This is a genomic window from Dehalococcoidia bacterium (assembly GCA_028711995.1).
GTDB lineage: Bacteria > Chloroflexota > Dehalococcoidia > SZUA-161 > SpSt-899 > JAQTRE01.
The window spans coordinates 1-23,227 of the sequence record JAQTRE010000038.1 but is presented as its reverse complement, the minus strand read 5'-3'; the positions used below and the strand labels follow the sequence as shown (position 1 = coordinate 23,227).

Below are 23,227 nucleotides of genomic sequence, written 5' to 3'. Positions count from 1 at the left end.
ACCCCTGAGGAGTGGTTAAAGTCGGGCGAGCGCATTCAGATGCTTCGTCATTGTTTCAACCTCAGGGAAGGCTTCACGCCGGGTGATTTCCAACTCCCCCCCAGAGCAAAAGGCGTACCGCCATTTTCTTACGGACCGCTGAAGGGCGTCACCCTAGATGAAGATGCCATACGCCGGAGTTGCCTGAATGAGATGGGGATCGATGAGATCACCGGCAGGCCATCGCCGGACAAGTTGAGAGAGCTGGGACTGGAAGACCTGGTTGCCCCTTAGCCACACTGGGGTCTCTACCAGGCTGCTGACAAAGAGGTGAAGGATTCCTCCTTCCGGGGGTCTGGGGGTGTCCCCCAGTGTCAAAAGATTCCCCCAACGAGTGGGGGTTAGGGGGTTGAGTCAGACTTTCTCAGCACCCTTCTAGAGTAGCTAGGGCGGCTGGAGATTCCTCCCGCTTAATCGAATACCGGACAGGGAGTTTTATCCTCAGCGAAACTTCTCCGGGATCAGGTCCCCGATGGTGGCGGTGGCCGCACAGATCACCGAATCTGCAGCGCCATAGTAGACGATCAGCTCATCCTCGGCATCGAGAATCTCCTTCTCTTCGCCTGCTGGAACGGCCCCACACGTGAAAACGACGTGGGGAACCCACGACTGCTCATCCTTGCCCAACTCCCATTTCTCTTCCGGCTGCAGGACGAAATTGGGGGATCGATAGAGCAATTTGGCCGGATTGGTCAGGTCCAAAAGCATCACCCCCAGCCGGTAGATGTGCGCATAGTCGACTCCGTGGGTAATGAGCAACCATCCGAACCTGGTTTTGATCGGTTGGGAGCCGCCACCGATCTTGGTGGCGTCCCACATCATTCCGGAGGTGGCTCCTGCCAGTATTTCATGCATCCTTCTGGGCCAGGGGCAGCGCAGATGGGGCGAGAAAGTCACCCAGATATGCGGGTCCACCCGATGCAGCATAGCAAACTTTCCGTTGAACTGTTCGGGAAACAGGGCAGCATCCTTATCGGTGATTCCTGGGAACACCATGCCGTGTCTCTGCCATGATTGCCAGTGTTCACGAAGGAAGTCATCCACTGGGATCGATGCCATGGCAATCTGGGCGATCATGCCGTCGTAGGCGGTATAGGTCATGTAAATGCGATCCCCCATCCGCGTCAAACGAGGGTCCTCACATCCTTGGGCGTCGTCTTTTCCCTCCGGCTCGAAGATGGGGTGATCCGGCCTGTGTTCGAATTTGAACCCGTCTTTACTGACGGCAAGGCCCAACCGTGAGATTTTGTCTTCGCCGAATGCCCGGTAAACCAGATAGACCTTGCCATCCAATCTGATGGTGCCCGCATTGAGAACGTATTTTGATTCCCAGGGGTGATCGTTGACGGGTTCGAGCACCGGATTATGCGCATACCGGGTCAGCATCCCGGCCAGAGGCTGCCCTTCAGTGAGTCCCGCTATTCCCCGGGGCATAATTGTTCCGGCTTCCTTTTCCGTTCCCAGCATCCGTTGAGCCAGGTCCTCCCAGGCCCTCCCCTGTCCCATCAACTCGACTATCTCTTCTTCCAGATCGTCAGCAGTTCCTCCGACTGCCTTGAAGTACTCGGAGAGAAACTCCCGGGACGCCCAGTCCGTCTCCACGTGCGCCGAGAGTGGCGAGGGGGAAGTTCTGCCACCCCTGAAGCTGTAGCTTGCCCATGACCATGCGGAACACGTCACAAAGCCGCCATCCGGGAGCGTTAATGCCAGGGCGTAGGAATCGGCCACCGATCTGAGACCATCGGCTAACGCCAGTCGATCCTTATTTCCCTCACCACTTGCGGCGATGGCCTCAGCCATCTGCCGCAGGCGCGCCGCCAGCGATTGATGGATGGCGGCTTCGAAAATACTGTGCGCGGAGAGGGGTTTTCTTCCCCAGTGTCCTTCGATCGATTCAATGACCTTCCGGCCGAAGTCCTTCCGCTCCGAAGCAAATCTCTGCCACACCTGGCCGAACATCTCGGCCTCAATGATATTCTTGGCGATGGTGGTCAGGTATCGCAGTTTGGGAAATTCACCGCCCATTCCCTTGTGAAGGCTGGTCACCAGGATGCCGGAACCCAGTTTGTCCAGGGCGGAGGAATCCTTCATCTCCACCAGAGACGGGAAATCATCCCCTTTGACCACCAGCGGCTTGATATCGCAGGGACCAAAATGCTCGGGACGTATGTTCTCCCGAATGACTCCCCAGAGGCTCTCGACGTAGTCCCGATCCTCCACCCAGCTCACCAGGGCCAGAACATCCCGGGAATCATATTTTTGCAGGAGTTTATCCAGAGTATCAAACCCGAGCTTGATCAGCAGAACCATCGGCGGCGTCTGCGCTAGTATCACCGAGACCATTTCGGGAACCAGGGAGAAAGCCTTCTGGTGGGGAAATTCGGCAAAGATAGCGTCGACAGCCTGCTGCGTACCCTCGATGGTCGAGAGATCGGCCTCGGGGAAAAGCCGATTTTCCACCGAGAGGAGGAATTGCTTGATGGCCAGAGAGGTTTCCTGAGAACCGGCCCCGCGCTGAACTTCCAGCCGCTGATAGACGAAGCGCTCAAACTCCTGGCGGCGTCTGGCAAACACCGATTCATAAACACCGTTCGCCGTGACGATCCCGCCATCGAGGGCACGCATCTGCGAGGGAACCACTAGAGCCACACCGGGAATGAACTCTCGGTAGGTCACCTGGGGCACCGACGGCTTGAGCGCTTCCGATTTCTCCTGCCATGCAGCCATGAATATAGGTTTCTGCACCAAGACCTCATCCACCAGCGCTTCGATCCGGGCTTCAGATTCGATGGAAATGAGATGGTCGGCTTTCTCAGGAGCGATCGACTCCAGCTCAGTTCTCAGCGTCTCGATTTCGATCAGGTTGCTGGCGGTGAAGCCATCGTACAGGGGAATGAGGGAATCGAACAGGTCGTCTTGAGCGAAATCCCGGTTGAAAGCATAGGCCAGCAGCAAGTCATACAGAACTTTGGCCCATGCGCCGGGTGAGAAATTGAACTTCTCCGATTGGACCTCAGCCATATTCTCCAGTTGCCGGTAGATATCAACCGGGAATATCTTCTCATACAGCGAATGGAATTGATTGAAGCCTGCCTTGTATTTGGCCATCAGCACATCCGGAGCCATCTCTGCCGTCACAGGCCGGTGCGGTTTCCGAATGCCAATGACCGGTAATCGTTTCAGGATGGGCGGCTCATCGGTTGTCTGAGTGGATTGCCACCAGTCCTGGTCTTTCCGAATCTGATCGAACAGCGCTCGGGTTACCTGACGGAACACCAGTTCCCGCTTCCCTCCAGACTGCTGATGGATTTTCACCCCGAGGTTGGCTTCACCAATCCGGGCGTTGTTGATGATTGCATTGGTGACAATCCAGGCGTCTATCCCATGTCCGCCGACTGTGGTGCTCCAGCTGCGGCGAGCTTCATCCCGATAAACCCGAAGCAGTGGGTGAGCGATACCCCGGAGGCCGCCCACGAGGGAATAGACCGGACAGTTATAAACCGAACTCAGCAGTGGATGCGTCAGGTTGGTGTGGGCAATGATATCAAGATAGTGCATGTTGAACCGGGAGACGACCAGATCCATCTGACCGCGCCTGATCGGGTCAAGCAAAAGTTGAATCCACTCCGGAGTCATCCCCGCCACTTCTTCCTTGCTTTTTCGGCTGACCAGGTCTGCCTCCAGCAAAACCAGGTCGCCACCCAGTTGGTCCGCGATCTCCATGATGCCCCGGATACTCCACCCTTTCCCATCCACCGTGTCGTCATCGAAGGTGAAAGCGATTCGCTCTACGTTGGATTTCTTCGTCCGGTGGATGGATTTAATAGCCTGGAGCGCCGTTCCGCCCGCCGGGGACCCGACGGCTACGATCACCGATTTCGCATTCGGATAGTACTGGTCCAGACCCTTGATGGCGGCCCTCAGCACGTGCCCAATCGAATCCGCTTCATTGTAGAAGGGAATCCCCACAACGATATCCGCTGCGCCTGTTTGCCGCGCCTGCTCCAGAGAATCGCTTATCGCCTGGCGAAAGCGCTCTTCCATCTGGTTGCGGCTGATGATTTTGTCCAGAGGGTTCGGCACCTTGTTCTCCTTTAGGTGTCATCATACCATTTTGGAAGGCCAAAGGAGTAGGGGCGAAGCATCCGCTACTGCCGCGGATGCTTCGCCCCTACATTTATCGGTACACGTCCTTGCGGTGTCCGACCTTTACAATGCAGACGATTAGCCTGTCGTCCTCAACGAAATACAAGATGCGGTAAACACCGCAACGAAGGCGGTATTTCTCTTGAGAAGAAAGCTTGCAGGATTGCGGGGGGCGCGGATTCTCTGCCAGAGATTCGATAGCCGAGAGAATCCGCTTTACGTCTTTGCCGGGAATCGGCTCCAAATCCTTCAGAACGCTGCGCCGGAGCACAATCTCATATTTTGCCACTGCGTTTGAGTTCCTTCAAAATATCCTCGAAGGAAATGAGGGGATCATTGGCGCGCTCTTCAAAGGCAGACAGGTCATCCGCATCTTCGGAAAGCGCCAATCTGATAGCGTCATTGACCACTTCTGAGATGGACTGGGAGGTCTCGATCGATTTCATCCGCAGTGCCTTGTGCAGGTCCGGGTCAAGATAGATCGTGGCTCGTTTGGTTCGAGTGTTCATGGCGCACCTCTCATAACCAATATAGCGTCTTGACGTCACAACGTCAAGACGCTTGCCGGGGCGAGGGCACCTCAATCCAATATATCCAGGCCCAAGAATTTCATGTTATCAAGAGAGACAACGGCCTCCCAAAAATCGCCGGTTTTCTCCACATAGATTATGGACATGGACATATATATCGACTCGGAGTCTCCGCCTCCCATGATATAGATAAGTTGTCCTCCTCCACCCAGCAGTTCCCTAACTTTTGGCTCTGCTTCAAGTATCTGCATAACAGCTTCTTTCTTTTCTGCTGGAATCCGATAATAGTCCGGCATTTGTTCGATAGCGCCATCCAGTTTGCCGGCTTTCAGGTCAATATCGCATCCCCACAAATCATCTCCCAGAATCAGATACACCGTCGCATTAGTTCGCGGACGAACGCCAAAGGTTCCTGTATCTGGAGAGGGCGCATATTCAAAATCCCCGCGGTGCAATTGGATGTATAGAACTGCCCCCTGATCCATCAGGGCTTTGGCTTGAGGATCATTTTGAAGGAGATTGAGGACGAGTTCCCGATCTTTCGCATCCTGCACCGGATCGATAGGAGTAATTCGCGCCTCGGGGATTTGCACCCATCGGATCTGCTTTTGAACCAAATCTACCATAACTATCCATTTTTCTTCTCCCTTGGTGATTTCCATAATGGCTGATCCCGGCGTAGAAATGACGACCGATCCCCCTTTCTCTGTATCCAGGCGATTATCGGATCGAAAGACAATTATCCTGTCATCCAAGATACTGAACCCCTGATTGAGCAATGCTTTGAAAATAGGGTCTTCATTGATCAATCCCCTCGCAACGATTTTGGCTTCTTCATCGGTAGGGGGTTGTCCCGAATCTGTAGGCACGGCAACAGAGATTCCTATATTGGGATTCTTGGCATCCTGGTCTGAGTATATCCCCGCTTCTATCACTCTCTGCGCATCAAGGTCAACCGTAACCCGAATCAGATTTAAACCCAGATTTTTACTGAGCTCAAATTCAACGATGGCCATCCTGGGCTTGGGGAGGAGCTTGATCTCCCCTCCCTTCGTCTCCACAGTGCCGGAAACAAAGCACGGGAAAGCCTTCGCGCTTGTAATAGAGACTGTCTGACCCAGTGTTTCCCCCATTTTGTCCAGCATTATCTGTGCCGTGGGATCGGACTTGGCGATATCGATAGCTGCTTTCGTTTCCGCCTCAGTAAGTTCAGGCAAAGGAGCATCGGTGATTTCTGTTACCTTCCGAGACTTCAAGTCCACCTTCACAATAATCGGAGGCTGCATATCTGCAACACAGACAACCAAGCCCTCTCCCTCGGATATTGTTGCTTGGATTGCTTTTACCTCTCCACCGCCGAGAGCGGCTTTGACCTCCGGGCTATTCAAAGCGATCTCCGCGGCCAATGCTGTTCCTGGTTTTCCAGGCGAGGATGGTAAGATCAGAGCCAGCGCGACGATCAGTGTCAACACCATCGCACCGGTGATGGCGATTCTCCACTTGGGTTGTCTCCATATGAAATTTTTGATCATTATGATAGTTCCTCTTTTTCTTGATTTCCTTCGATCAGGAATAACAGGGTTTAGCTTTTCCTCCGTCGATAGTTTCTGCTTAATCCTCGCCCACACCTGCGGTGAGGGGACAGCCTCCATTGTGGCCACTTCAAAGGCTTGCTGGAGTTGATTCACGGTGGCACTCGCAGACTCCAGTTCCTGCCGACACTGAAGGCACGTATCCAAATGCGACTTAATCTCTTGCCGCTCTCCAGATGTCAGCTCGCCATCGAGATAGGCCAGCAGCCGTTTGTTCACCTCTTGGCATTTCATGACTTTTCAACCTCACCTAGTTTCCTGCGCAGGTTTTTCATGGCTTCATTGAGTCGAGACTTGACTGTTCCCAAAGGGATATTCAGAGTTTGGGCAATTTCACTGTAGGATAGATCGTTAAAATATCTCAGAACGAGCACCGGCCGGTGTTTGTCGTTCATTGAATCGACGGCTCTCATCAATCTCAGGTTTTCCAGATTGTCCGGGGAATCTTCCTCTGACGAACTTACCGGATTGAAGCCCTCACCTTGGATCATATCGAGTGATGTGGAGACTGTACTTTTCTTGCGATGTTTACTGATGGACTGATTCACCGTAATTCGGTATAGCCACGTGGTGAGCTTCCCTTTCTTGGGATCGAACGAGCGCCGCGAATTCCAGGCATTGATAAAGACCTCTTGGAGAACATCCTCAGCTTCCTGCCCATCACTACCCATCAGGAGAGCCGTTTTGAATACCAAGTTCTTATACTGGTGAAAAAAGGCCTCAAAAGCCTCTTCATCACCGGATTGCCATCTCTCGACCAAATCTGCCATTTCTAAAAACTATACGCTGTTCGGATGGGAAAGGTTCATTCCCTATACCTAGATCATGGATTCCCGCTCTCCGATCGGGTAGAGGACAAGTTCAACAAAAATGGCATGCAAAGGGTAGCCGGGCCGACGTCGGCCCGGCTACCCGGAAACTCTACTCCACAACATAAGTTTTCGAGGGGAAGTCTTCTCTCAGGGGGAGCGTGCGGCCTGTCTCAATGGCTCCAAAGCCGTACTTCTGGCGAATGCGGTCGATGGCCTTATTGAGATAGACTAAGCGCTCGGCCGAGTTGTCCAGCATGTTGAGCTGACTGGCTTCAGTGGCTAGGCTGGACACTCTGATGCCGATCAGCCGCACCGGGTATCTGCGCTGGGCCAGCGTTTTCTCCAGCAAGCCAACGCCGACTTCAAAGATGACTTGATCCACTCCGCTGGCGACCTTCATTGTCTGGCTGCGGGTGATGGTGTCGAAATCGGCGTACCTCAGCTTCAGGGTGACACACTTTGACTGTTTGCCCTGACTTCGAAGATCTGCCCCCACTCGTTCGGTGAGATAACGCAAGGTCGCCTTCAGCAGGCGATCATCAAGAGTATCCTTCTGAAGCGTCACCTCACGACTGATGGACTTGGCCGGTCCGGGAGCCATCACGTCGCTCTCATCGATGCCGTTGGCATGGAGATGCAGCGATTCCCCGTAGACGCCGCAGGTCTTCTTCAGCAAGGAAACGGGTAACTCGGCCAACTGCCCAATGGTGATAACCCCGATCCTTTTCAAAACCTGCTGCATTTTTGGCCCCACTCCAGGTAAGCGTTTCACCGGTAAGGGAGCCAGAAAGGCCCTCTGTTCGCCGGGAGCGATCTCGATCAGCCCATCCGGTTTGGAGAAATCGGAGGCGACTTTGGCAATCACCTTGCCGGAGGCGATGCCGATGGAAGCCACCAGCCCCAGCTCATTCCTGAGGCGGCCCTTGATCTTGAGTGCCGTCTCACGGGTTGGACCATAGAGGGGTTCGAAGCCAGTCATGTCGATATAGGCCTCATCGAGACCTCCAGGCTCGATATCCGGACTGAAATCGGCCAGGATTTCAAAGAACTTAGTGGAGTATTTGCGATATGTCGCAAAGTTCCCGGAGAGGAAAATGGCCTGGGGGCAAAGTCTTCTGGCAGTGGCAATCGGCATGGCGGCATGCAGGCCAAAGGCGCGCGCCTCATAGGAGGCACACGCCACCACGCCTCGGCTATCGGGATGACCGCCGACCACCACCGGCTTGCCTCGCAGTTCAGGGTTGAGCACCTGCTCCACCGAGACGAAGAAGGCATCGAGGTCGATATGCAGGATGCGGCGAGTCATGCCCGGTCTCCTTCAAGGGCAGAAGTTCAGAGGGAGAACTTACTCGTCCGATTCCCCGGATTCGTCTGCTTCAGCCGGTTCCTGAAGCCACTTTTGCAGAGCGCCGACAATTTTCGATGCCTGGTCCCGGCTGGAGATATTGAATTTGGCCTGCTGCCGGTATTCATCGTTCATCTTGCGATAGCGGCGGATGGAAAAGCGGTCCGGGCCATAGCCATTCTTGGCGCGCTCCCATTGTCGGTACCGGAAGATGATAGTCGCCCAGGCGCCTTTGGATAGGATTTCCTTACCCAGTTCCTTGACCACCAGCTGCCCTTCTTCTTCATAGCTGATAGTGATTTCATCGATATCTGAACTCACGAGTGCTCCTTTTTTACCAATTGTTTATGACCTTCTTGATTCGGCGTCTTCCAGAAAGGTTTCTTATTTTATCAACCCCCTAGCCCCCAATCTTGGGGGAAGGAGGAGGATATGGGGGACACCCCCAAACCCCGGCAGAGAAGTATCTCTGCACTCTTTAAAATCCCTCTCTCTTGATGGAGAGATTAGATCGGGCCCCAGACTTGATCCGGGGTGAGGGTAATTTTTCCCAACGGGCGAGCATAAGGATCGCCCCTGCACGCACTACTACTGATCGCTGTTACCGCTGTCAGGGAAAGTTCAACGGCTGACCCTCAACCGGCACCCGAATCTCGATGCCGGTATCCTTGAGGTTTCGGATGAAATAATCCGGGTCCTCGGTGTGAATGGGGACCAGTATCCGCGGATTGATGCGGCGAATGAGATCGAGGAGGTCGGTTCCGCAGGCGTGTCCCGAGGAATGGTATCCCCTCTCATTTTCAGGGATGGCCCAGTTCAACTCCTCTCTGGGCAAGCCAATTGCCTTCATCCCGAAGTGATCGATCCAATTGGCCAGACGTCGCATATCCATGGCGCCTTCCTCATCGAATACCTCACTGGCCGAATAAATATAAGTTCCTCCCGGCGGCGGCGCGATATCGATGAGGTCGAGAGAGTCCCAGAAGCTGAAACAAAGGATGAGATCGCCTGCGTTCTCGCGAACATAAGGCGGTGTGATGATCTTATCCTCGTAGCGCCGATGGATTGCGCCTTCCCATGAAGAGACCCTCGATTTGAAGTCCTTATAGATCAAGACATCGGTGGAATAGCCAATCGAAGGGACTCTCTCCGAGGCCAGATGCATGGCATCGAGCAGATAGGCATCTTTTCCCATGATGACCAGCTTCCGTTGCGTCTGCTTGGCGATATTATAGAAGGTAATCAATCGCTCCACATTACGGGCTCCAAAATCGGCGATCACCAATCCCTTCGCCTGGTTGACAACCTTCAGGCAGTTCTCGAAAACCTCTTCTTCCGTGGCCCCGCGCTCCTCCTTCAAGCGTGTGCCTTCGCACAGGAGGACATGGGGGGCGAGTCGATGCATTTCTTCGACGAACTGCTCTGTCTGGCGGCAAGCCCTTCCATGAAATCGGAGGTCGCCCGTATATCCGACCCAGCCCGCAGACGTCTCCACGGCAAAAGCGGCAGCTCCGGGAATGGAGTGATCTACTGGAAAGGCTTGCAGTTTGAGTTTCCCGATCTTTTCCGGCATACATCGATAGGGTTGAGTGCCGAGTGGAGTTTTACGTGTGGGCGATGAATACCAGAAGTCTTGAGCTTCTTCACTGAGGGCAGGACAGTTCATGAAGACAAATGGGCGTGGTTTGTAGGTTCCCTGGGAACGCAGATATCCCTTCTTGGTTCCCTTGGGCATGGAATAGCAGACCTCCCTTTCAAAATTCGGAGGGGTGCTATCCTGCATGGCTTTGGAGATGAAAGCCGTCATGATGGTGGTGTAGATGGGAATATCATCCTTCAGAAACGAAATGTATCCGCTGTGATCTGCATGGGCGTGGGTGAGCAAGACGCCATCGACGTTCAGCTTCCGGAATTGCGGCGAAGGGATGAATTTCTGCCAGAGGTTTTCCTTGGCCAAGTCCTCTCGATAGATACCTTTGAGAGGTGGAAGAAGTCCCATTTCCAGCAGATCAAGGAGGCCGGCGCCGGGACGTGGGTTGAGGTTTTCATCAAAATACCGGGCGCGCTTCTTGAAAGGGAATCCGAAATCGAAAAAGAGGCGGGTGTCCTGATCTTCAAGAAGGACCTTGTTTCCCCCGATCTCTCCCACACCCCCATAGCCGGTTATCGATAACATTAGCTTTATTGCATCTGCCTTTTCTAGTAATCAGTTAAGGGTCGTCTTTACTTGCCTCTGAAAGCCGAATCAGAGTATTGACACAATCTAACTCAGCCCCCTAACCCCCACTCGTTGGGGGGATTGTTGAATCTGGGGGACACCCCCAAACCCCCGGCAAAGGGAAAGCCCTCTGCACGCCCTTAAATGTCATTCCATACTCGATACGAAATCCATGTCTTTCTGTTTACCTTGGGTGTTAGGGCGAGCCAAAGATCGCTCCTACCGGCACTTGACTGCTGATCTCTGAATTTGGGACACTTCTAGGTTTGGGTCGAAAGCAGGCCTATGCAGGAAGCTAATATGACTCATACCAATCAGCCGGGATATCGGCGATCTTCCCACTGGCTGCTCCAAGCTTTTTGTACCAGGGGGAGCCATATTGGGCGGCTATTTCAGCCAGGCGTTTCATTCTATCCGCGCCAGTGGTTGAAAGATAGCGCATACGCTCTTTCTTGTCCTTGATCTCCATTGCTTCCTGCCAGACGGCTCGGCCGCCCAGAAAACCGGATGCTCCGGCACTGCAAGCGATCTTGACCTGCCAAGTAAAGGTTTCATAATCCACGCCGGCGCTCAGGATCACCCAGGGCGCGCGCGAGGCTTCATTCAGCTGCTGGCAAAAGTCCAGCAGCTTCCCTTCATCCTTTTCGAATTTCACGTCGGCTGGGAACTCCGCTTTGAGAACATCGACATCCAGCTGAGTAATCTGCCGGGCGGTATCGATGACCAGCTTCGGCAGTTTGGCTGCCAGAGTTTCCGGTTTCTTTTTCTCATCGCCGATGGGATAGGTTTTGGGTTCTACCAGAAAAGGAAGGTCCGACCCGGAGCAATCGTCGGCCGCCTTTTTGACCACTTCCAGTTGTTTTTCCGCCAGTTCCTTCAGATCGGGCCTGTAATAGAGCAGCAGCTTCCCCGCAGAACCACCCATCCGCCTGATCTTGGCGGCATTCCAATTCTGGAGAAGCTCGGTCACGCGCCCTTCTGCCCCACCACCATATCCCGTGGCTTCCATGCTCACCAGTAAGCCAGTGTTGCCGGGCAGATCGCCATTGGCGATACATTGTGCTGCTCCGAAATTAGGGTCCAGCAGCACAGCGCTGGAGTGAGGAGCAAGCGCAGCACACAGCTCCTGCTTGTACTCGATCATTTGCTGAAAGCCCACCGCCTTGGGGTTCTTTTTATCGATCATCTCCTGGAGAGACCCGCGATGGTCCATGGCACACATCGCGAAGATGCCTTCCGAAGTGGCGATTTGCTGTAACCCTCTGATTTTGCCGACGCCCGGTTTTTTCATGGCAACACTTTCTTTGTGGTGAGAACGCTGACTGGCCCTCTGGCCAAAACAAAGAACGCTCCACGTCGTTGTTTGCTTTTGCTTGATTATACTCTTGCTGCCAATAGTGAGCAATGGGTATTTCACCAATCTTGGCGTTGACCTGTGAACGGATATTACCCCTTTTTCTTGCCATGCAGCGGCGGTTTGCGAAGGGCCCTTATCTCAGCTTTGGAGAGCTCTCGCACCTGGCCCTCTTTAAGGTCGCCCAGCCAGAGGGCGCCGATTCGCATGCGCTTGAGGGTCTGAACTCGGTATCCCAGCGATTCGAACATGCGGCGGACCTGCCGTTTGCGCCCCTCATGGATGGTAATACTATAGTTGAACAGCGAGGAGTTCTGAATTTGTCTGATCCGCGCCGGATAAGTCATGCCGTCGTCCAGTTCGATGCCCTGCTCCAGCTTCTGTATTTCTGGGGGCTCGAGCGTTCCGTTCAGGGCGATCCAGTACTCCTTCTCGTGCTCGAACTTGGGATGAGTGAGCTGATAGGTCAAGTCACCATCGTTAGTCAGCAGCAAAAGTCCGCTGCTGTCCTTGTCCAGCCGACCGACGGGGTAAAGTCGCAAGGAACGGTATTTGGCAGGCAACAGTTCCAGCACCGTCTGACGATCCATTTCGTCGCTGGCGGTGGTGATAATTCCCGGGGGCTTGTTCATCATCAGATATATCGACTGGGGTTTAGCGGAATTCACTCGCTGTCCATCGAGAGTGACCACATCCTTTGACGGGTCCAGCGGTTGTCTAAAATCCTCTGCAGTGACTCTATTGACCTGCACGAGGCCTTGCTTGATGGCATCGGCCATCTTTCGCCGGGAGCCGACGCCCGATTCGCAAAGAAATTTCAGGAGAGGGACAGTGTTTTCAGACATGTTAAATTTCCTAGATGTCGCAGACGTTGGATAACCAGCATCACAAAGGATGAAGTACCGTTCGTGGCGGTCCTATCGAATCATGAACGACCCTTCGACATGCTCAGGGGGATCGGTTAAAAGGCTATTTTTATAGTATGACAAGTTGGTGCTCCAACTCACTCTGAGGAAATATCTTCCATCCGCGCTCGCAGTTGGCCGCAACCAGCCTCGATATCAGTGCCCCTGGCAAGGCGAACGGTATTGGCCACGTGATGGCGGGTCAGTGTCTCGCTGAAGGCCTGGACCCTGGCCCGGTGGGGCGGTTTAAATTGCGGATTGGCAGATTGGTTGACAGGTATCAAATTCACATAGCAGTTGATTCCCCGCAGGAGATTGCCCAGTTGAATGGCTTGCTGCGGCGAGTCATTGATATCGGCAATGAGGGCATATTCAAAGGTGATACGGCGATTAGTAGCTTCCACATAGCTCTGGCACGTCGGGATGAGAATCTCCAGCGGGTACATCCGGTTGGGCGGAACCAGCTTATCGCGAAGGGCATTATCAGGCGCATGCAGAGAAACCGCCAATCCCACCTGTAATCTCTTCTGGCTCAGCTTCTTGATGCCGGGCGGAATCCCGGCAGTGGAGATGGTAATGTGTCGGGCGCCAATCCCCAGAAGATCCGGAGAGATAAAGCTCTCGATGGCCCTCCAGACGGCTCCAAAATTCACCAGCGGTTCTCCCATGCCCATGAAAACCACATTGGTCACCGATTTGTCCTCTGCTCTGAGCTGGCGCGAGAAGAAAAGAACTTGGTCGATGATCTCTGCAGGAGTCAGATTCCGCTCGAACCCGCCGGTTCCGGTGACGCACAGGGGACATCCGAAAGCGCAACCGACTTGAGAGGAAACGCAGACGGTTCGCCTCTTCTCATAGCGCATCAGGACAGATTCGATCGTCTTCCCGTCTTGCAGCTTAAAGAGCAACTTGGTGGTGTTGGCGTCCCGCGATCTCGATTCCGTTACGGGCGCCAGCGATTGATAGGTAAACTCGGCATCCAGGCGCTCCCGCAGCTTGGGCGGAAGATTGCTCATGGCAGCGAATTCGGTGATCGCCTTGCGGTAAACCCAGTCGAGGATCTGCTTAGCACGATATTCGGGCTCTCCCCAGTCAACAAGAGTCGCCTTGAGGTCTTTTTCCGTTAATTCTGTGGTATTGATTTTTGGCATGTTTTTCCTTATCCGTAGGGGCATATCGCATATGCCCTGAGAGCGTATAGCAATACCCCCCTACCCGGCGGAACCCAGCAGTTTCCCGCCGGGAGGCAGAACTTCAAAGGCCTCTCCGTCCAGCTTAGCCCTCAGGCATTTCTTGAGTTCGGCAACCGGAATGCGGATCTGTTTCTGCGAGTCCCGATCCCGGATGGTGACCTGGTTATCCTCCAGCGTCTGGAAGTCTACCGTGATGCAGAAGGGCGTGCCGATCTCGTCCTGACGCCGGTAGCGTTTGCCGATGCTCTGGGAATCATCGTACTGGACCATGAAGTCCTTGCGAAGATCGGCAAAAATTTGATCATGCGCCATAGGTACCAGCTTCTCATTGCGACTCAGCGGCAGGATGGCCGCCTTGATCGGGGCCAGTTTGGGATGGAAGTGCAGCACCACTCGCAGATCTTCTTTTTCGTCCAATTCCTCAGCGTAGGCATCGGCCAGGAAAGCAAGCGTGCCCCGGTCTGCCCCCGCTGAAGGTTCGATCACATACGGAATATAATGTTCCTTGGTCTGCTCATCGAAATACTCCAGGTTCTGTCCGCTGAACTTGGCATGCTGAGTGAGATCGAAGTCACCGCGGTTGGCGATTCCCTCCAGCTCCGACCAGCCGATGGGGAACAGGTATTCGACATCGGTGCAGCCCTTGGCGTAATGAGCCAGTTCTTGTTTATCGTGAGGGCGAAGGCGGAGGTTTTCCGGCTTGATTCCCAGATTGATATACCAGTTGAAACGCTCATTTACCCAGTGCTCGAACCGCTCTTGATCGGTCCCCGGCTTGACAAAGTATTCGATCTCCATCTGTTCGAACTCGCGCGTGCGGAAGGTAAAATTCCCCGGAGTGATCTCATTGCGGAAGGACTTGCCGACCTGGGCAATACCCAGGGGAAGCTTCTTGCGCATGGAAGTCATCACATTCTGGAAGTTGACGAAGATGCCCTGAGCAGTCTCCGGGCGCAGGTAAACCTGGGCCGATGCGTCTTCCACCGGACCCATGCACGTCTTGAACATCAAGTTGAACATGCGGGCTTCGGTGAGTTCGCCGCCGCACTCCGGGCACTTATCCCCTTTGAGATGGTCGGCGCGCCAGCGTTGCTTGCAGCCCTTACAGTCCACCAGCGGGTCGGCGAAGGTGGCTACGTGTCCGCTGGCCACCCAGACTTTGGGATGCATCAGGATGGCCGCATCCAGGCCGACCACATCATCGCGCTCCCTGACGACCGATTGCCACCAGGCAGCCTTGACGTTGTTCTTGAGCTCCACACCCAAGGGGCCGTAATCCCAGCAGGAAGCCAGACCGCCGTAAATCTCGCTGGATTGAAAGATAAAGCCCCGCCGCTTGCACAGCGAGACGAGTTTTTCCATGGTCACTTTTCCCGGGGTTGCTTTGGACACTTCAAGTCCTCCTAGATATGGAAATGCGTATTAAGATTAGCAGTTTCGTCTATGGGTGTCAAAGAAGATGGGTAGGCAGAGGCAGGGCGGGAAAGGACTCCCAAAAAAGCAAGGGGCATCGTTCTATGGGTTTTACCCGTCCGGGGAATATCGTATCGCCTGAACAGGATTAAAGTGTCATTGCGAGCTTCAGCGCGGCAATCCCTTTCTTCAGTTGTTCTGAGATTGCTTCGTCGCCTTTCGGCTTCTGTTCAGAAACCCCCTGATTACAAGGGGAGAAGCGTTAATCCGTCTCCCCGGTGAAGACCGGGGACCAGGGGTAGAGGCTGGAGACTGGATTCCGGCTTTCGCCGGAAAGACGAATGGGGTGTGATTGCCTTGTCGTGCGGAGTTTCTTGTCGGGTGTATCCCTCCCGCGAAATTGGGAACTCGCAAAGACAGGACCGATTAGACAGTTCAGAGGCCAGAGTTCTCTGATTTCTTTCTAGCCTTCCCCTCGATGACCAGGGTGAACTCTCCTCTGGGTTCGGAAAAGTGCTCCAGGGCCTGGCTCACCGTGCCGCGGAAGATTTCCTCATATACTTTGGTCATCTCCCGGCAAACGGCGATCTTCCGGTCTTCCCCGAATACCTCGCCCAGGTCTCTGAGTGTGGCCAACAGGCGATAGGGTGATTCGAAAGCAACAATAGCCCGCGGCTCGTCGATGAAGGATTCAAAGAGCCTGCGCCTGGCACCCTTTTTCCGCGGCAGGAATCCCAGGTGGGTGAACTGCTCGGCAGTGATCCCCGATACAGCAAGGGCAGTGACGATGGCCGATGGTCCCGGAACAGGAACCACGCTGATATCCTGGTCGATCGCCGCTCGAATAAGCTCGTATCCCGGATCGTTAATTCCAGGCATGCCGGCCTCCGAAACCAGGGCAATGTCTTTTTCCTCAAGGGATCGCATCAGATGGGGGAGTTTATATTTCTTGTTGTGCTCATGGTAGCTGGTCAGGGGAGTTTTGATCTCATAAGCAGAAAGGAGCTGTTTGGTCCTGCGAGTATCCTCGGCCGCAATCAGGCCAACCTCGCGCAAGACCTCGATGGCCCTCATGGTCACGTCCTTCAGATTGCCAATTGGGGTGGCTACCACATAAAGTGTCGGCATAGTAAATTCGTTATCGTCTCCTTGTTCCAGTGGGAAATCTTTGATCAACCCCCTGACCCCCACTCTTGGGGGAAGAAAAGAAGTTTAGGGGACACCCCTAAAACCCCGGCAAAGAGGCGTATCTGCACTCTCTTAGACCCTGACAACCAGACTTGGAACACTCCCACGGCAGGCTCTAAAACCCCGGCAGGAAGTATCCTGCACCACTTAATCTGAGGTTCTTTAACAGAATCCTGATCGAATTCTGTTCAACCCCCTTGCCTCCACTCTTGGGGGAAGGTTAAGGGATTTGGGGGACACCCCCAAACCCCCGGAAGGGAAGTGTCCCTTCACCCTCTTCCCGAAGGACGGACAGAATTGTCGCCCCTACTGATAACTGATAAACGGCCTTTAGCCCCTCTTTCGCTGCAGCCAGTACTCCATACTGTCGGCCAGGGCGATCCAGCTGGCTTCGATAATGTTGGTGGAGCTGCCCACAGTGTGCCATTCCTGTTCACCATCGCTTGACTCGATGAGCACTCGCACTCCCGATTCGGTGCCCTCGCTTTCTTCCAGAATACGGACTTTATAGTCGATCAGCTTCACGATCCTGAGTTCGGGATAGAACTGTAGCAATGCTTTCCGTAAAGCAGCATCCAGAGCGTTGACCGGACCGTTTCCCTCCGCCGCTGTGTGGAAAATTTCGCCGCCGACTTTCACCTTGACCATCGCTTCAGAGAGGGTTGAATCACTCTCGGAGGCGGAACGGCGGCGATTCTTCTCCACGACCACCATGAAGTCCACCAGTTCAAATGGCGGCTGATATCCCGGCTGAGCACGGCGCAGTAACACCTCAAAGGAGGCTTCGGCATTATCGTATTTGAACCCCTGGGCTTCCAGGTCCTTGATCCGCTTCAATATCTCCTTGGCCTGCGCCTTCTGCGCCAGGAAATCGAGCCCTTTCTCCTTTGCTTTGTAGATGATAGTGCTCACGCCGGAAAGCTCTGAGACAAGGATATGGCTTCGGTTCCCCACCAGAATCGGGTCGATATGCTGATAGCTTTCCTCTGCCTTGGCCATGGCCGCAATATGCATCCCGCCCTTGTGCCCGAAGGCGTTTTTCCCCACATAAGGGAACTGGGGATCATGAGGCAGGTTGGCCACCTCGCTGACGTAACGGGATGCTTCGGTGAGCCTGGCAAGGTGTTCGGGACCGATGCATTCCATTCCCATTTTGAACATGAGCGAGGGAATAATAGAACAGAGATTGGCATTGCCGCACCTCTCTCCATAGCCATTGATTGTGCCTTGCACGTGTGTGGCACCGGCCTGCACTGCGGCCAGGGTATTGGCCACTGCCAGCTCCGCATCGTTGTGCGCATGAATACCCATGGGAACGCCATATTTCCGGGCCTCTTCCACAATAGTGAACACTTCAGTGGGCAACGTTCCCCCGTTGGTATCGCAGAGAACAACAGCATCGGCACCCGCTGCAGCGGCAACCTCAATAGTCCGCAGGCAATACGGAGCATCACCCTTGTAGCCATCGAAGAAATGCTCGGCATCCCAGAAAACCGTCTTTCCTTTGGACTTTAGATAGCGGATGGAGTCGGTGATCATCGCCAGGTTCTCTTCCGGGCTGGTCCTCAGAATCTTGTTGACATGCTCCAGAGACCCCTTGCCTACTAGGGTAATTACCTTTGTTCCGGTGTTCAGCAAATCCTGGAGATTGGGATCTTCTTCTGCCCGGCTATGAGCACGGCGGGTGCTTCCGAAAGCGACCAGAGTGGAATTGGCGAGCGAGATAGCTCTCATGCGCTCGAAGAACTGCGTGTCCTTGGGATTGGCTCCCGGCCACCCGCCTTCGATAAAGTGAACGCCAAGTTCATCGATCTTCCGAGCGATTTTCACCTTGTCTTCAACCGAGAAGGACGCGCCCTCTCTCTGGGCGCCGTCCCGCAGGGTGGTATCATAAAGCTGAATGTTCATCATGCCCTCGCCAGCGCACATCTAGACTACACCAGACCTCCACCCCCGTCAACAATTCTCCCTGCGGGGCATACTCGAACGCAAAGAATCTGGCAAGGATGCTCTGATTGAGTCATGATCAACCCCCTTGCCCCCACTCTTGGGGGACACAGGCGCTATTTCTTGAGCTGCTGCCGGATCATCCGATCCATAATGCGGTCGCCGAATATCTTCTTGAACAGGATCGACGATTTGGCGTCAAAAGGAATGGCATACCGGGGTCGAGGATTCTTCGAAGTCACGGCTTTGAGAACGGTCCTGGCAATTACCTCCGGTCCCGGAGCCTTGCCATATGTGGTCTGTATCACTTTGCGAAAGCCGTTCACCATCGGTTGGTAGGCTTCAAGATCAGCGCTGCTATCGAGCGTGCCAAGGGCAACATCGTCGAATTCAGTCTTGATGGCGCCGGGCTCGATCACGATGACCTTGATGCCAAACGGCTTCAATTCACCGCGCATGGCATCGGAGAGCGCTTCAACGGCGTGCTTTGAGGCGCAATACCATCCGGCCACCGGCAAGGCCACTCTGCCGACAACAGACGCGATGTTCACGATAGTTCCTGCCTGCTGCTGGCGCATGAGAGGTAGAACCGCCTTGGTCACCTGGGCCAACCCAAACACGTTGACATCGAATTGATGGTGTGCCTGGTCCAAGGTGAGACCTTCGAGCGTCCCATAGAGACCGTACCCGGCGTTATTCACCAGAACATCGAGACGCCCCTTGGTTGACTGAATGTGCTTGATTGCAGTCTGCGTGGCGGCGGGATCGGTGACATCGAGGCAAAGCGGTTCGATGGTTTCGGATCGAAGCAATTCCAGCCGGTCCAGCCTCCGAGCAGCAGCGAATACATAGAATCCGTTGGCAGCAAGTTGTTCGGTGATGGCTTTCCCAATGCCGCTGGAACCTCCGGTTACCAGCGCGATCTTCTGATCCATGGATTAGCTACCTCCTTTGATTGGATCGATAATAATGGGCCCGTCATCCGGCAATCGGCCGGATATGATATGGGATCAGCATAGGCACTTTCTGCCGATACACTCGATAGGGTTCACCGATATCGGACACCATATCGCGTTCCTCAAGCTTGGTTCCCAATACAATCCAGACCGTCGCCAGCACATCAAACAGAAGACGATCGGCCGTCAAATCCGGGAACGACCAGATCGATACCAGCATGGCAAAATAGAACGGGTGTCGAATCCAGCGGTACGGACCAGCCACGATGAAGGGTTTCCTATCAGTACAGAGGCCACGCAAGCGAGTCATTATCGGATCTGCGGCGGCCAGGTCATCTTTTAAGGTCGCCATGGTCCACATCATCAGACCGATAGCCAGAAAATAGAAGGCGCGAAACACCCAGCGCAAACCACTGCTGACCTCGAAAATAAAGTGCTCCGATGGCTGCCACAGGATGACCAGCAATATCAGGAGAAATGCCGAGGTCACTGTGAACAGAGAAACCTGATAGTAGAGCGAGACGAATCTGGACAGCCATTTTCGGGAGGACTTGTGAAGCATGATGCTGTGATGAGCGAAAAACACCAGAGCGAGAAAAGCATTGAAGGCGATCAACGCGGTTTCATTGAGATTCAGGTCCACGATTTCCAGGGAACCGCCAAAGAGGAATACCATGAACAGGATCATCGATGCCGCAAAGGAGACTTGCATTGCCATGACGATCGCGTAAGCGATGATCTTCTCACGCCTGGTCATTATCGACATCTTCCCCCTTTACGGGATGTTGAAATCGTCCGACTCCACACCCTTCGGCACACCAGCCTGAAGCCTTCTTTGCCAGCAAGTGCTAACGATTGCGACGCCGTTCGACCAGACAGGAGCTGTTCATAGTAAAGACTCGCTCCTCTTTCTGATTGAGCAGCCGGTTGGCATAAGTAACGATTCCGGCTTCCGGGTTGCTCTTGGATTCCCTCATGGAGATCACTTCCCTCTCCAGTACCAGGATATCTCCGGGCCGGGCAGGGACCAGGAACCGAATCTCATCCAGCCCCAGCCCGACGATGAACGCCGTTGGAGGCGTTTTCTCACAGGACATCTCATAGACGAGGCGATAAGCAATCGAGATCAGGTGATTCCCGGTGGCAATCAGACCGCCAAATTTGGTGTTCCGGGCAAACTCGGGATCGACGTGATAGGCTCTCGGCTCCCACACCGTGGCAAATTCAACCATTTCTTTCTGAGAGAGGGGATACGCCCTGGACTTCCACTTCTGGGCCAGGCTGATGTCTTCATAGTATTCCAGATTCATAGCCTTATTATATCGAAGAGGGAATGACTTTGCTAAGCAAGTTTAGCGATGATAGCCAGCGTCAGAAAAGGAGCCACGATCACCGATACAGCGAGAACCGGTCCAACGATGCAGGCAACAACGGCACGCGAAGTGGAAAAACTGAAGACTTCCCGTACCGCAATGACATCAGCGACGAAAGTCCAGAGCAGGGTGAGCAGGAATATGAATGGACCCAGAAAAGGAACAAACAGGAGGATTCCAATCGTATTGGGAGCGTTAGCAAAGCCAATGGCCCGAAGCGTCCCCTTAAAAGTTGCCTGAGTCTCTCCGGTTCGAAGCAGTTTGGTGCTCACCAGATAGATGGCGTAAGATCCCAATAACCAGGTGGACAGGGCCAGTGCGAAACCCACCAACAGGGTCATTGACAGCAAGCCCATCCCGTCTTTAATGAAGATCGAAATTCCCCAGCCGATTCCGGTGGCGGCACATGCTACCATCAGCGCTTTAAATGCCTGAGTGGTCGCCGAACCATCTTCCTTGATCTCTTCATAAAAGGCGGCATCCAGCCTGGCTGCCCGAATCATCCGCCCCCAGAGCGAGCCGGATGGAATACCGATTTCATCAACCTGTTGCAACACTTCTTGCATGTTTTTCATTCCCGAACCAGGGCGATGAGAGAGATGGCAGCGATCCCTGCCAGAACTGCGCCAAAGTAGAAGGGCGCAGCGGGGTTGATCCAATTCCACAACAGCCCGGCGATAACACTTGCCGGAAGGACCGATATCCCTATAGCGGCATGAAACAGGCCGTAGGCCGTACCTCTTTTTTCTGTTTCCACCATGTCAGCCACAAATGCCCGGGCGACCCCTTCGGCAATACCATAATATACTCCATATAGCCCGAAAACAAGCCATATTTGCCACCACTGTGAAGCTAAGGCGAACCCAAAGTAGCTCAGGGCATAAATGGACCAGCCCGTGAAGATCACCTTTCTTCGGCCCAGCTTATCGGAGAGCCTGCCCGCGGGGAATGCGATCAGGGCATAGACCAGATTGAAGAACGCAAACACGAGAAGGATGTGGAAAACCGAGAGCCCCAGATTTTGAGCTCGCAACACCAGAAAGGCATCGCTCGAATTCCCCAGGCTGAAGACGATCATGATCGCCAGGAACACTTTGAAGCGCTTATCAAACTTCGGTTTTAGGGATGCATCCGACTTCGGCGGAATATGCAGATCAGCCTTCTTCTCAGTCCGGATATCGTGGACCAGAAACACAACAATCACCACGGCAATCGCTGCCGGAACCACTCCGACCAGTACCAAGGTCTGGAAGGTGGAGCGATCGAGTTCCACGCCATTCTGTTGCAGGAAAAAAACGACGGCGGCGGCTATCCCTATCCCGACCACTGCACCGAGTGTATCCAGGGCTCGATGGAAGCCAAAGCTCTTGCCCAGTTCGCCGGGGGCAGTGGAATCGGCCAACAGCGCATCGCGTGGGGAATTGCGCACTCCCTTCCCGGTACGATCGGCAAACTTCACCAGGAGCACGGCCACCCATGATCCGGCGAAATACAAAAACGGTTTGGCTATCGTGGAAATACCATATCCCCAGGCCGTTAATATCTTCCGTTTTCCCAGCCTATCGCTCAACCAGCCGCTGACCACCTTGAACAGCGTGGCGGTGCTCTCGGCAATCCCCTCGATGAGTCCGATAATCGGCATGCCTGCTTGAAGCACATTATGCAGAAAGAGAGGCAAGAGGGTGAAAATCATCTCGCTGGAGACATCGGTGAGGAAGCTCACGATGCCCAGAAAGAAGACGTTAGGGCTGAGGCCAAGTGGTTTTCTGCCTGCCTTTGGCGTTAACACGGAAGTCATCATAGCAGGGAGACCCGGCGATTACAATTCGGAATCGTTTCTCCTGGCGGGTGGTATCAAATGTCAAAGATGATCGAGAGGGCTTCTGATCCCCAGAGGTCCCTGATTGAGAACGTGGGTATAGATCATGGTGGTGGAAACATCTTTGTGGCCCAGAAGGTCCTGAACGGTTCGAATATCATGGCCGCTTTCCAGGAGATGAGTGGCAAAGCTGTGGCGAAAAGTATGGCAACTCACCGGTTTTGTGAGATGGACCAGTTGTGATGCTCGTTGCACCGCTCTCTGAAGGCTAGCCGGGTGGATGTGATGTCGCCTGATGGCACCGGATCGGGGGTCTGTGGAGAGAGCTCTGGAGGGGAAAACAAATTGCCATGCCCAGTCCGATGCGGCCCCGGGATATTTTCTGGCAAGCGCATCG

General features: G+C 54.1%; 21 protein-coding genes. 1 reads left to right on the top strand and 20 read right to left on the bottom strand.

All coding sequences use genetic code 11. The features are described from left to right. Window positions 1-273: aldehyde ferredoxin oxidoreductase C-terminal domain-containing protein (locus tag PHV74_07340; protein MDD5094176.1), on the top strand; the 273-nt coding region annotated here is incomplete at its 5' end. A 207-nt stretch (window positions 274-480) separates the two neighbouring features. Here the strand turns inward: PHV74_07340 and PHV74_07335 are convergent. The 20 genes from PHV74_07335 to PHV74_07240 all read right to left on the bottom strand — a co-directional run. After that, window positions 481-4,122 carry a glycosidase gene (locus PHV74_07335; GenBank protein ID MDD5094175.1) on the bottom strand — a complete coding sequence of 1,214 codons (3,642 nt, stop codon included), beginning with the start codon at window positions 4,120-4,122 and terminating at the stop codon, window positions 481-483. Window positions 4,123-4,216: 94 nt separating this feature from the next. Beyond that, window positions 4,217-4,474 carry a type II toxin-antitoxin system RelE/ParE family toxin gene (locus tag PHV74_07330; protein MDD5094174.1) on the bottom strand — a complete coding sequence of 86 codons (258 nt, stop codon included), beginning with the start codon at window positions 4,472-4,474 and terminating at the stop codon, window positions 4,217-4,219. After that, window positions 4,461-4,694 (bottom strand): CopG family transcriptional regulator, encoded by a 234-nt coding sequence (locus tag PHV74_07325; GenBank protein ID MDD5094173.1) that lies wholly within the window; start codon window positions 4,692-4,694, stop codon window positions 4,461-4,463. The genes PHV74_07330 and PHV74_07325 overlap by 14 nt, the downstream gene beginning before the upstream one ends. A gap of 71 nt (window positions 4,695-4,765) precedes the next feature. Then, entirely contained in the window at window positions 4,766-6,541 is a 1,776-nt protein-coding gene (locus tag PHV74_07320) for an anti-sigma factor (protein ID MDD5094172.1), read from the bottom strand. Further along, window positions 6,538-7,077: an RNA polymerase sigma factor gene (locus tag PHV74_07315; GenBank protein MDD5094171.1), complete on the bottom strand. Its 540-nt coding sequence runs from the start codon at window positions 7,075-7,077 to the stop codon at window positions 6,538-6,540. The genes PHV74_07320 and PHV74_07315 overlap by 4 nt, the downstream gene beginning before the upstream one ends. Window positions 7,078-7,228: 151 nt before the next feature. Next, window positions 7,229-8,425 (bottom strand): DNA polymerase IV, encoded by a 1,197-nt coding sequence (dinB, locus tag PHV74_07310; protein MDD5094170.1) that lies wholly within the window; start codon window positions 8,423-8,425, stop codon window positions 7,229-7,231. Window positions 8,426-8,464: 39 nt separating this feature from the next. Then, the gene (locus PHV74_07305; GenBank protein ID MDD5094169.1) at window positions 8,465-8,785 is read right to left on the bottom strand and encodes a hypothetical protein; all 321 of its coding nucleotides are present in this window, start codon (window positions 8,783-8,785) and stop codon (window positions 8,465-8,467) included. A 289-nt stretch (window positions 8,786-9,074) separates the two neighbouring features. Further along, the gene (locus PHV74_07300; protein ID MDD5094168.1) at window positions 9,075-10,640 is read right to left on the bottom strand and encodes an MBL fold metallo-hydrolase RNA specificity domain-containing protein; all 1,566 of its coding nucleotides are present in this window, start codon (window positions 10,638-10,640) and stop codon (window positions 9,075-9,077) included. A 337-nt stretch (window positions 10,641-10,977) separates the two neighbouring features. Further along, window positions 10,978-11,973, bottom strand: a complete 996-nt coding sequence (locus tag PHV74_07295; protein MDD5094167.1) for a tagatose 1,6-diphosphate aldolase — start codon at window positions 11,971-11,973, stop codon at window positions 10,978-10,980. A 155-nt stretch (window positions 11,974-12,128) separates the two neighbouring features. Continuing rightward, on the bottom strand, window positions 12,129-12,881 hold the full coding sequence (locus PHV74_07290) for a pseudouridine synthase (protein ID MDD5094166.1): 753 nt from the start codon (window positions 12,879-12,881) through the stop codon (window positions 12,129-12,131). Window positions 12,882-13,039: 158 nt separating this feature from the next. Continuing rightward, entirely contained in the window at window positions 13,040-14,092 is a 1,053-nt protein-coding gene (rlmN, locus tag PHV74_07285) for a 23S rRNA (adenine(2503)-C(2))-methyltransferase RlmN (GenBank protein ID MDD5094165.1), read from the bottom strand. A 60-nt stretch (window positions 14,093-14,152) separates the two neighbouring features. Continuing rightward, window positions 14,153-15,496 (bottom strand): glycine--tRNA ligase, encoded by a 1,344-nt coding sequence (locus PHV74_07280; protein ID MDD5094164.1) that lies wholly within the window; start codon window positions 15,494-15,496, stop codon window positions 14,153-14,155. Between the two features lie 486 nt (window positions 15,497-15,982). Beyond that, the gene (gene rsmI, locus PHV74_07275; protein MDD5094163.1) at window positions 15,983-16,675 is read right to left on the bottom strand and encodes a 16S rRNA (cytidine(1402)-2'-O)-methyltransferase; all 693 of its coding nucleotides are present in this window, start codon (window positions 16,673-16,675) and stop codon (window positions 15,983-15,985) included. A 390-nt stretch (window positions 16,676-17,065) separates the two neighbouring features. Continuing rightward, complete coding sequence (gene cimA / locus PHV74_07270; GenBank protein ID MDD5094162.1) at window positions 17,066-18,643, bottom strand: citramalate synthase; 1,578 nt, start codon at window positions 18,641-18,643, stop codon at window positions 17,066-17,068. A gap of 155 nt (window positions 18,644-18,798) precedes the next feature. Further along, on the bottom strand, window positions 18,799-19,617 hold the full coding sequence (locus tag PHV74_07265) for an oxidoreductase (protein ID MDD5094161.1): 819 nt from the start codon (window positions 19,615-19,617) through the stop codon (window positions 18,799-18,801). A 43-nt stretch (window positions 19,618-19,660) separates the two neighbouring features. Further along, window positions 19,661-20,404, bottom strand: coding sequence for an isoprenylcysteine carboxylmethyltransferase family protein (locus tag PHV74_07260; protein ID MDD5094160.1), 744 nt, complete (start codon window positions 20,402-20,404; stop codon window positions 19,661-19,663). 82 nt (window positions 20,405-20,486) lie between these two features. Then, entirely contained in the window at window positions 20,487-20,948 is a 462-nt protein-coding gene (locus tag PHV74_07255; protein ID MDD5094159.1) for a MaoC/PaaZ C-terminal domain-containing protein, read from the bottom strand. Window positions 20,949-20,980: 32 nt separating this feature from the next. Beyond that, the gene (locus PHV74_07250) at window positions 20,981-21,586 is read right to left on the bottom strand and encodes a Yip1 family protein (GenBank protein ID MDD5094158.1); all 606 of its coding nucleotides are present in this window, start codon (window positions 21,584-21,586) and stop codon (window positions 20,981-20,983) included. Beyond that, window positions 21,583-22,800 (bottom strand): MFS transporter, encoded by a 1,218-nt coding sequence (locus PHV74_07245; GenBank protein MDD5094157.1) that lies wholly within the window; start codon window positions 22,798-22,800, stop codon window positions 21,583-21,585. Before PHV74_07245 ends, PHV74_07250 begins: the two co-directional genes overlap by 4 nt. Before the next feature lie 72 nt (window positions 22,801-22,872). After that, window positions 22,873-23,227, bottom strand: a 355-nt coding sequence (locus tag PHV74_07240; GenBank protein MDD5094156.1) for a tyrosine-type recombinase/integrase, incomplete at its 5' end; no start/stop codon positions are given.

Bases quoted from the DNA above. Each gene is read 5' to 3' on its own strand.
- PHV74_07325 (MDD5094173.1), bottom strand. From the start codon at position 4,694: ATGAACACTCGAACCAAACGAGCCACGATCTATCTTGACCCGGACCTG.
- PHV74_07320 (MDD5094172.1), bottom strand. From the start codon at position 6,541: ATGAAATGCCAAGAGGTGAACAAACGGCTGCTGGCCTATCTCGATGGC.
- PHV74_07315 (MDD5094171.1), bottom strand. From the start codon at position 7,077: ATGGCAGATTTGGTCGAGAGATGGCAATCCGGTGATGAAGAGGCTTTT.
- dinB (MDD5094170.1), bottom strand. From the start codon at position 8,425: ATGACTCGCCGCATCCTGCATATCGACCTCGATGCCTTCTTCGTCTCG.
- PHV74_07300 (MDD5094168.1), bottom strand. From the start codon at position 10,640: ATGTTATCGATAACCGGCTATGGGGGTGTGGGAGAGATCGGGGGAAAC.
- PHV74_07295 (MDD5094167.1), bottom strand. From the start codon at position 11,973: ATGAAAAAACCGGGCGTCGGCAAAATCAGAGGGTTACAGCAAATCGCC.
- PHV74_07290 (MDD5094166.1), bottom strand. From the start codon at position 12,881: ATGTCTGAAAACACTGTCCCTCTCCTGAAATTTCTTTGCGAATCGGGC.
- rlmN (MDD5094165.1), bottom strand. From the start codon at position 14,092: ATGCCAAAAATCAATACCACAGAATTAACGGAAAAAGACCTCAAGGCG.
- PHV74_07280 (MDD5094164.1), bottom strand. From the start codon at position 15,496: ATGGAAAAACTCGTCTCGCTGTGCAAGCGGCGGGGCTTTATCTTTCAA.
- rsmI (MDD5094163.1), bottom strand. From the start codon at position 16,675: ATGCCGACACTTTATGTGGTAGCCACCCCAATTGGCAATCTGAAGGAC.
- cimA (MDD5094162.1), bottom strand. From the start codon at position 18,643: ATGAACATTCAGCTTTATGATACCACCCTGCGGGACGGCGCCCAGAGA.
- PHV74_07265 (MDD5094161.1), bottom strand. From the start codon at position 19,617: ATGGATCAGAAGATCGCGCTGGTAACCGGAGGTTCCAGCGGCATTGGG.
- PHV74_07260 (MDD5094160.1), bottom strand. From the start codon at position 20,404: ATGTCGATAATGACCAGGCGTGAGAAGATCATCGCTTACGCGATCGTC.
- PHV74_07255 (MDD5094159.1), bottom strand. From the start codon at position 20,948: ATGAATCTGGAATACTATGAAGACATCAGCCTGGCCCAGAAGTGGAAG.
- PHV74_07250 (MDD5094158.1), bottom strand. From the start codon at position 21,586: ATGAAAAACATGCAAGAAGTGTTGCAACAGGTTGATGAAATCGGTATT.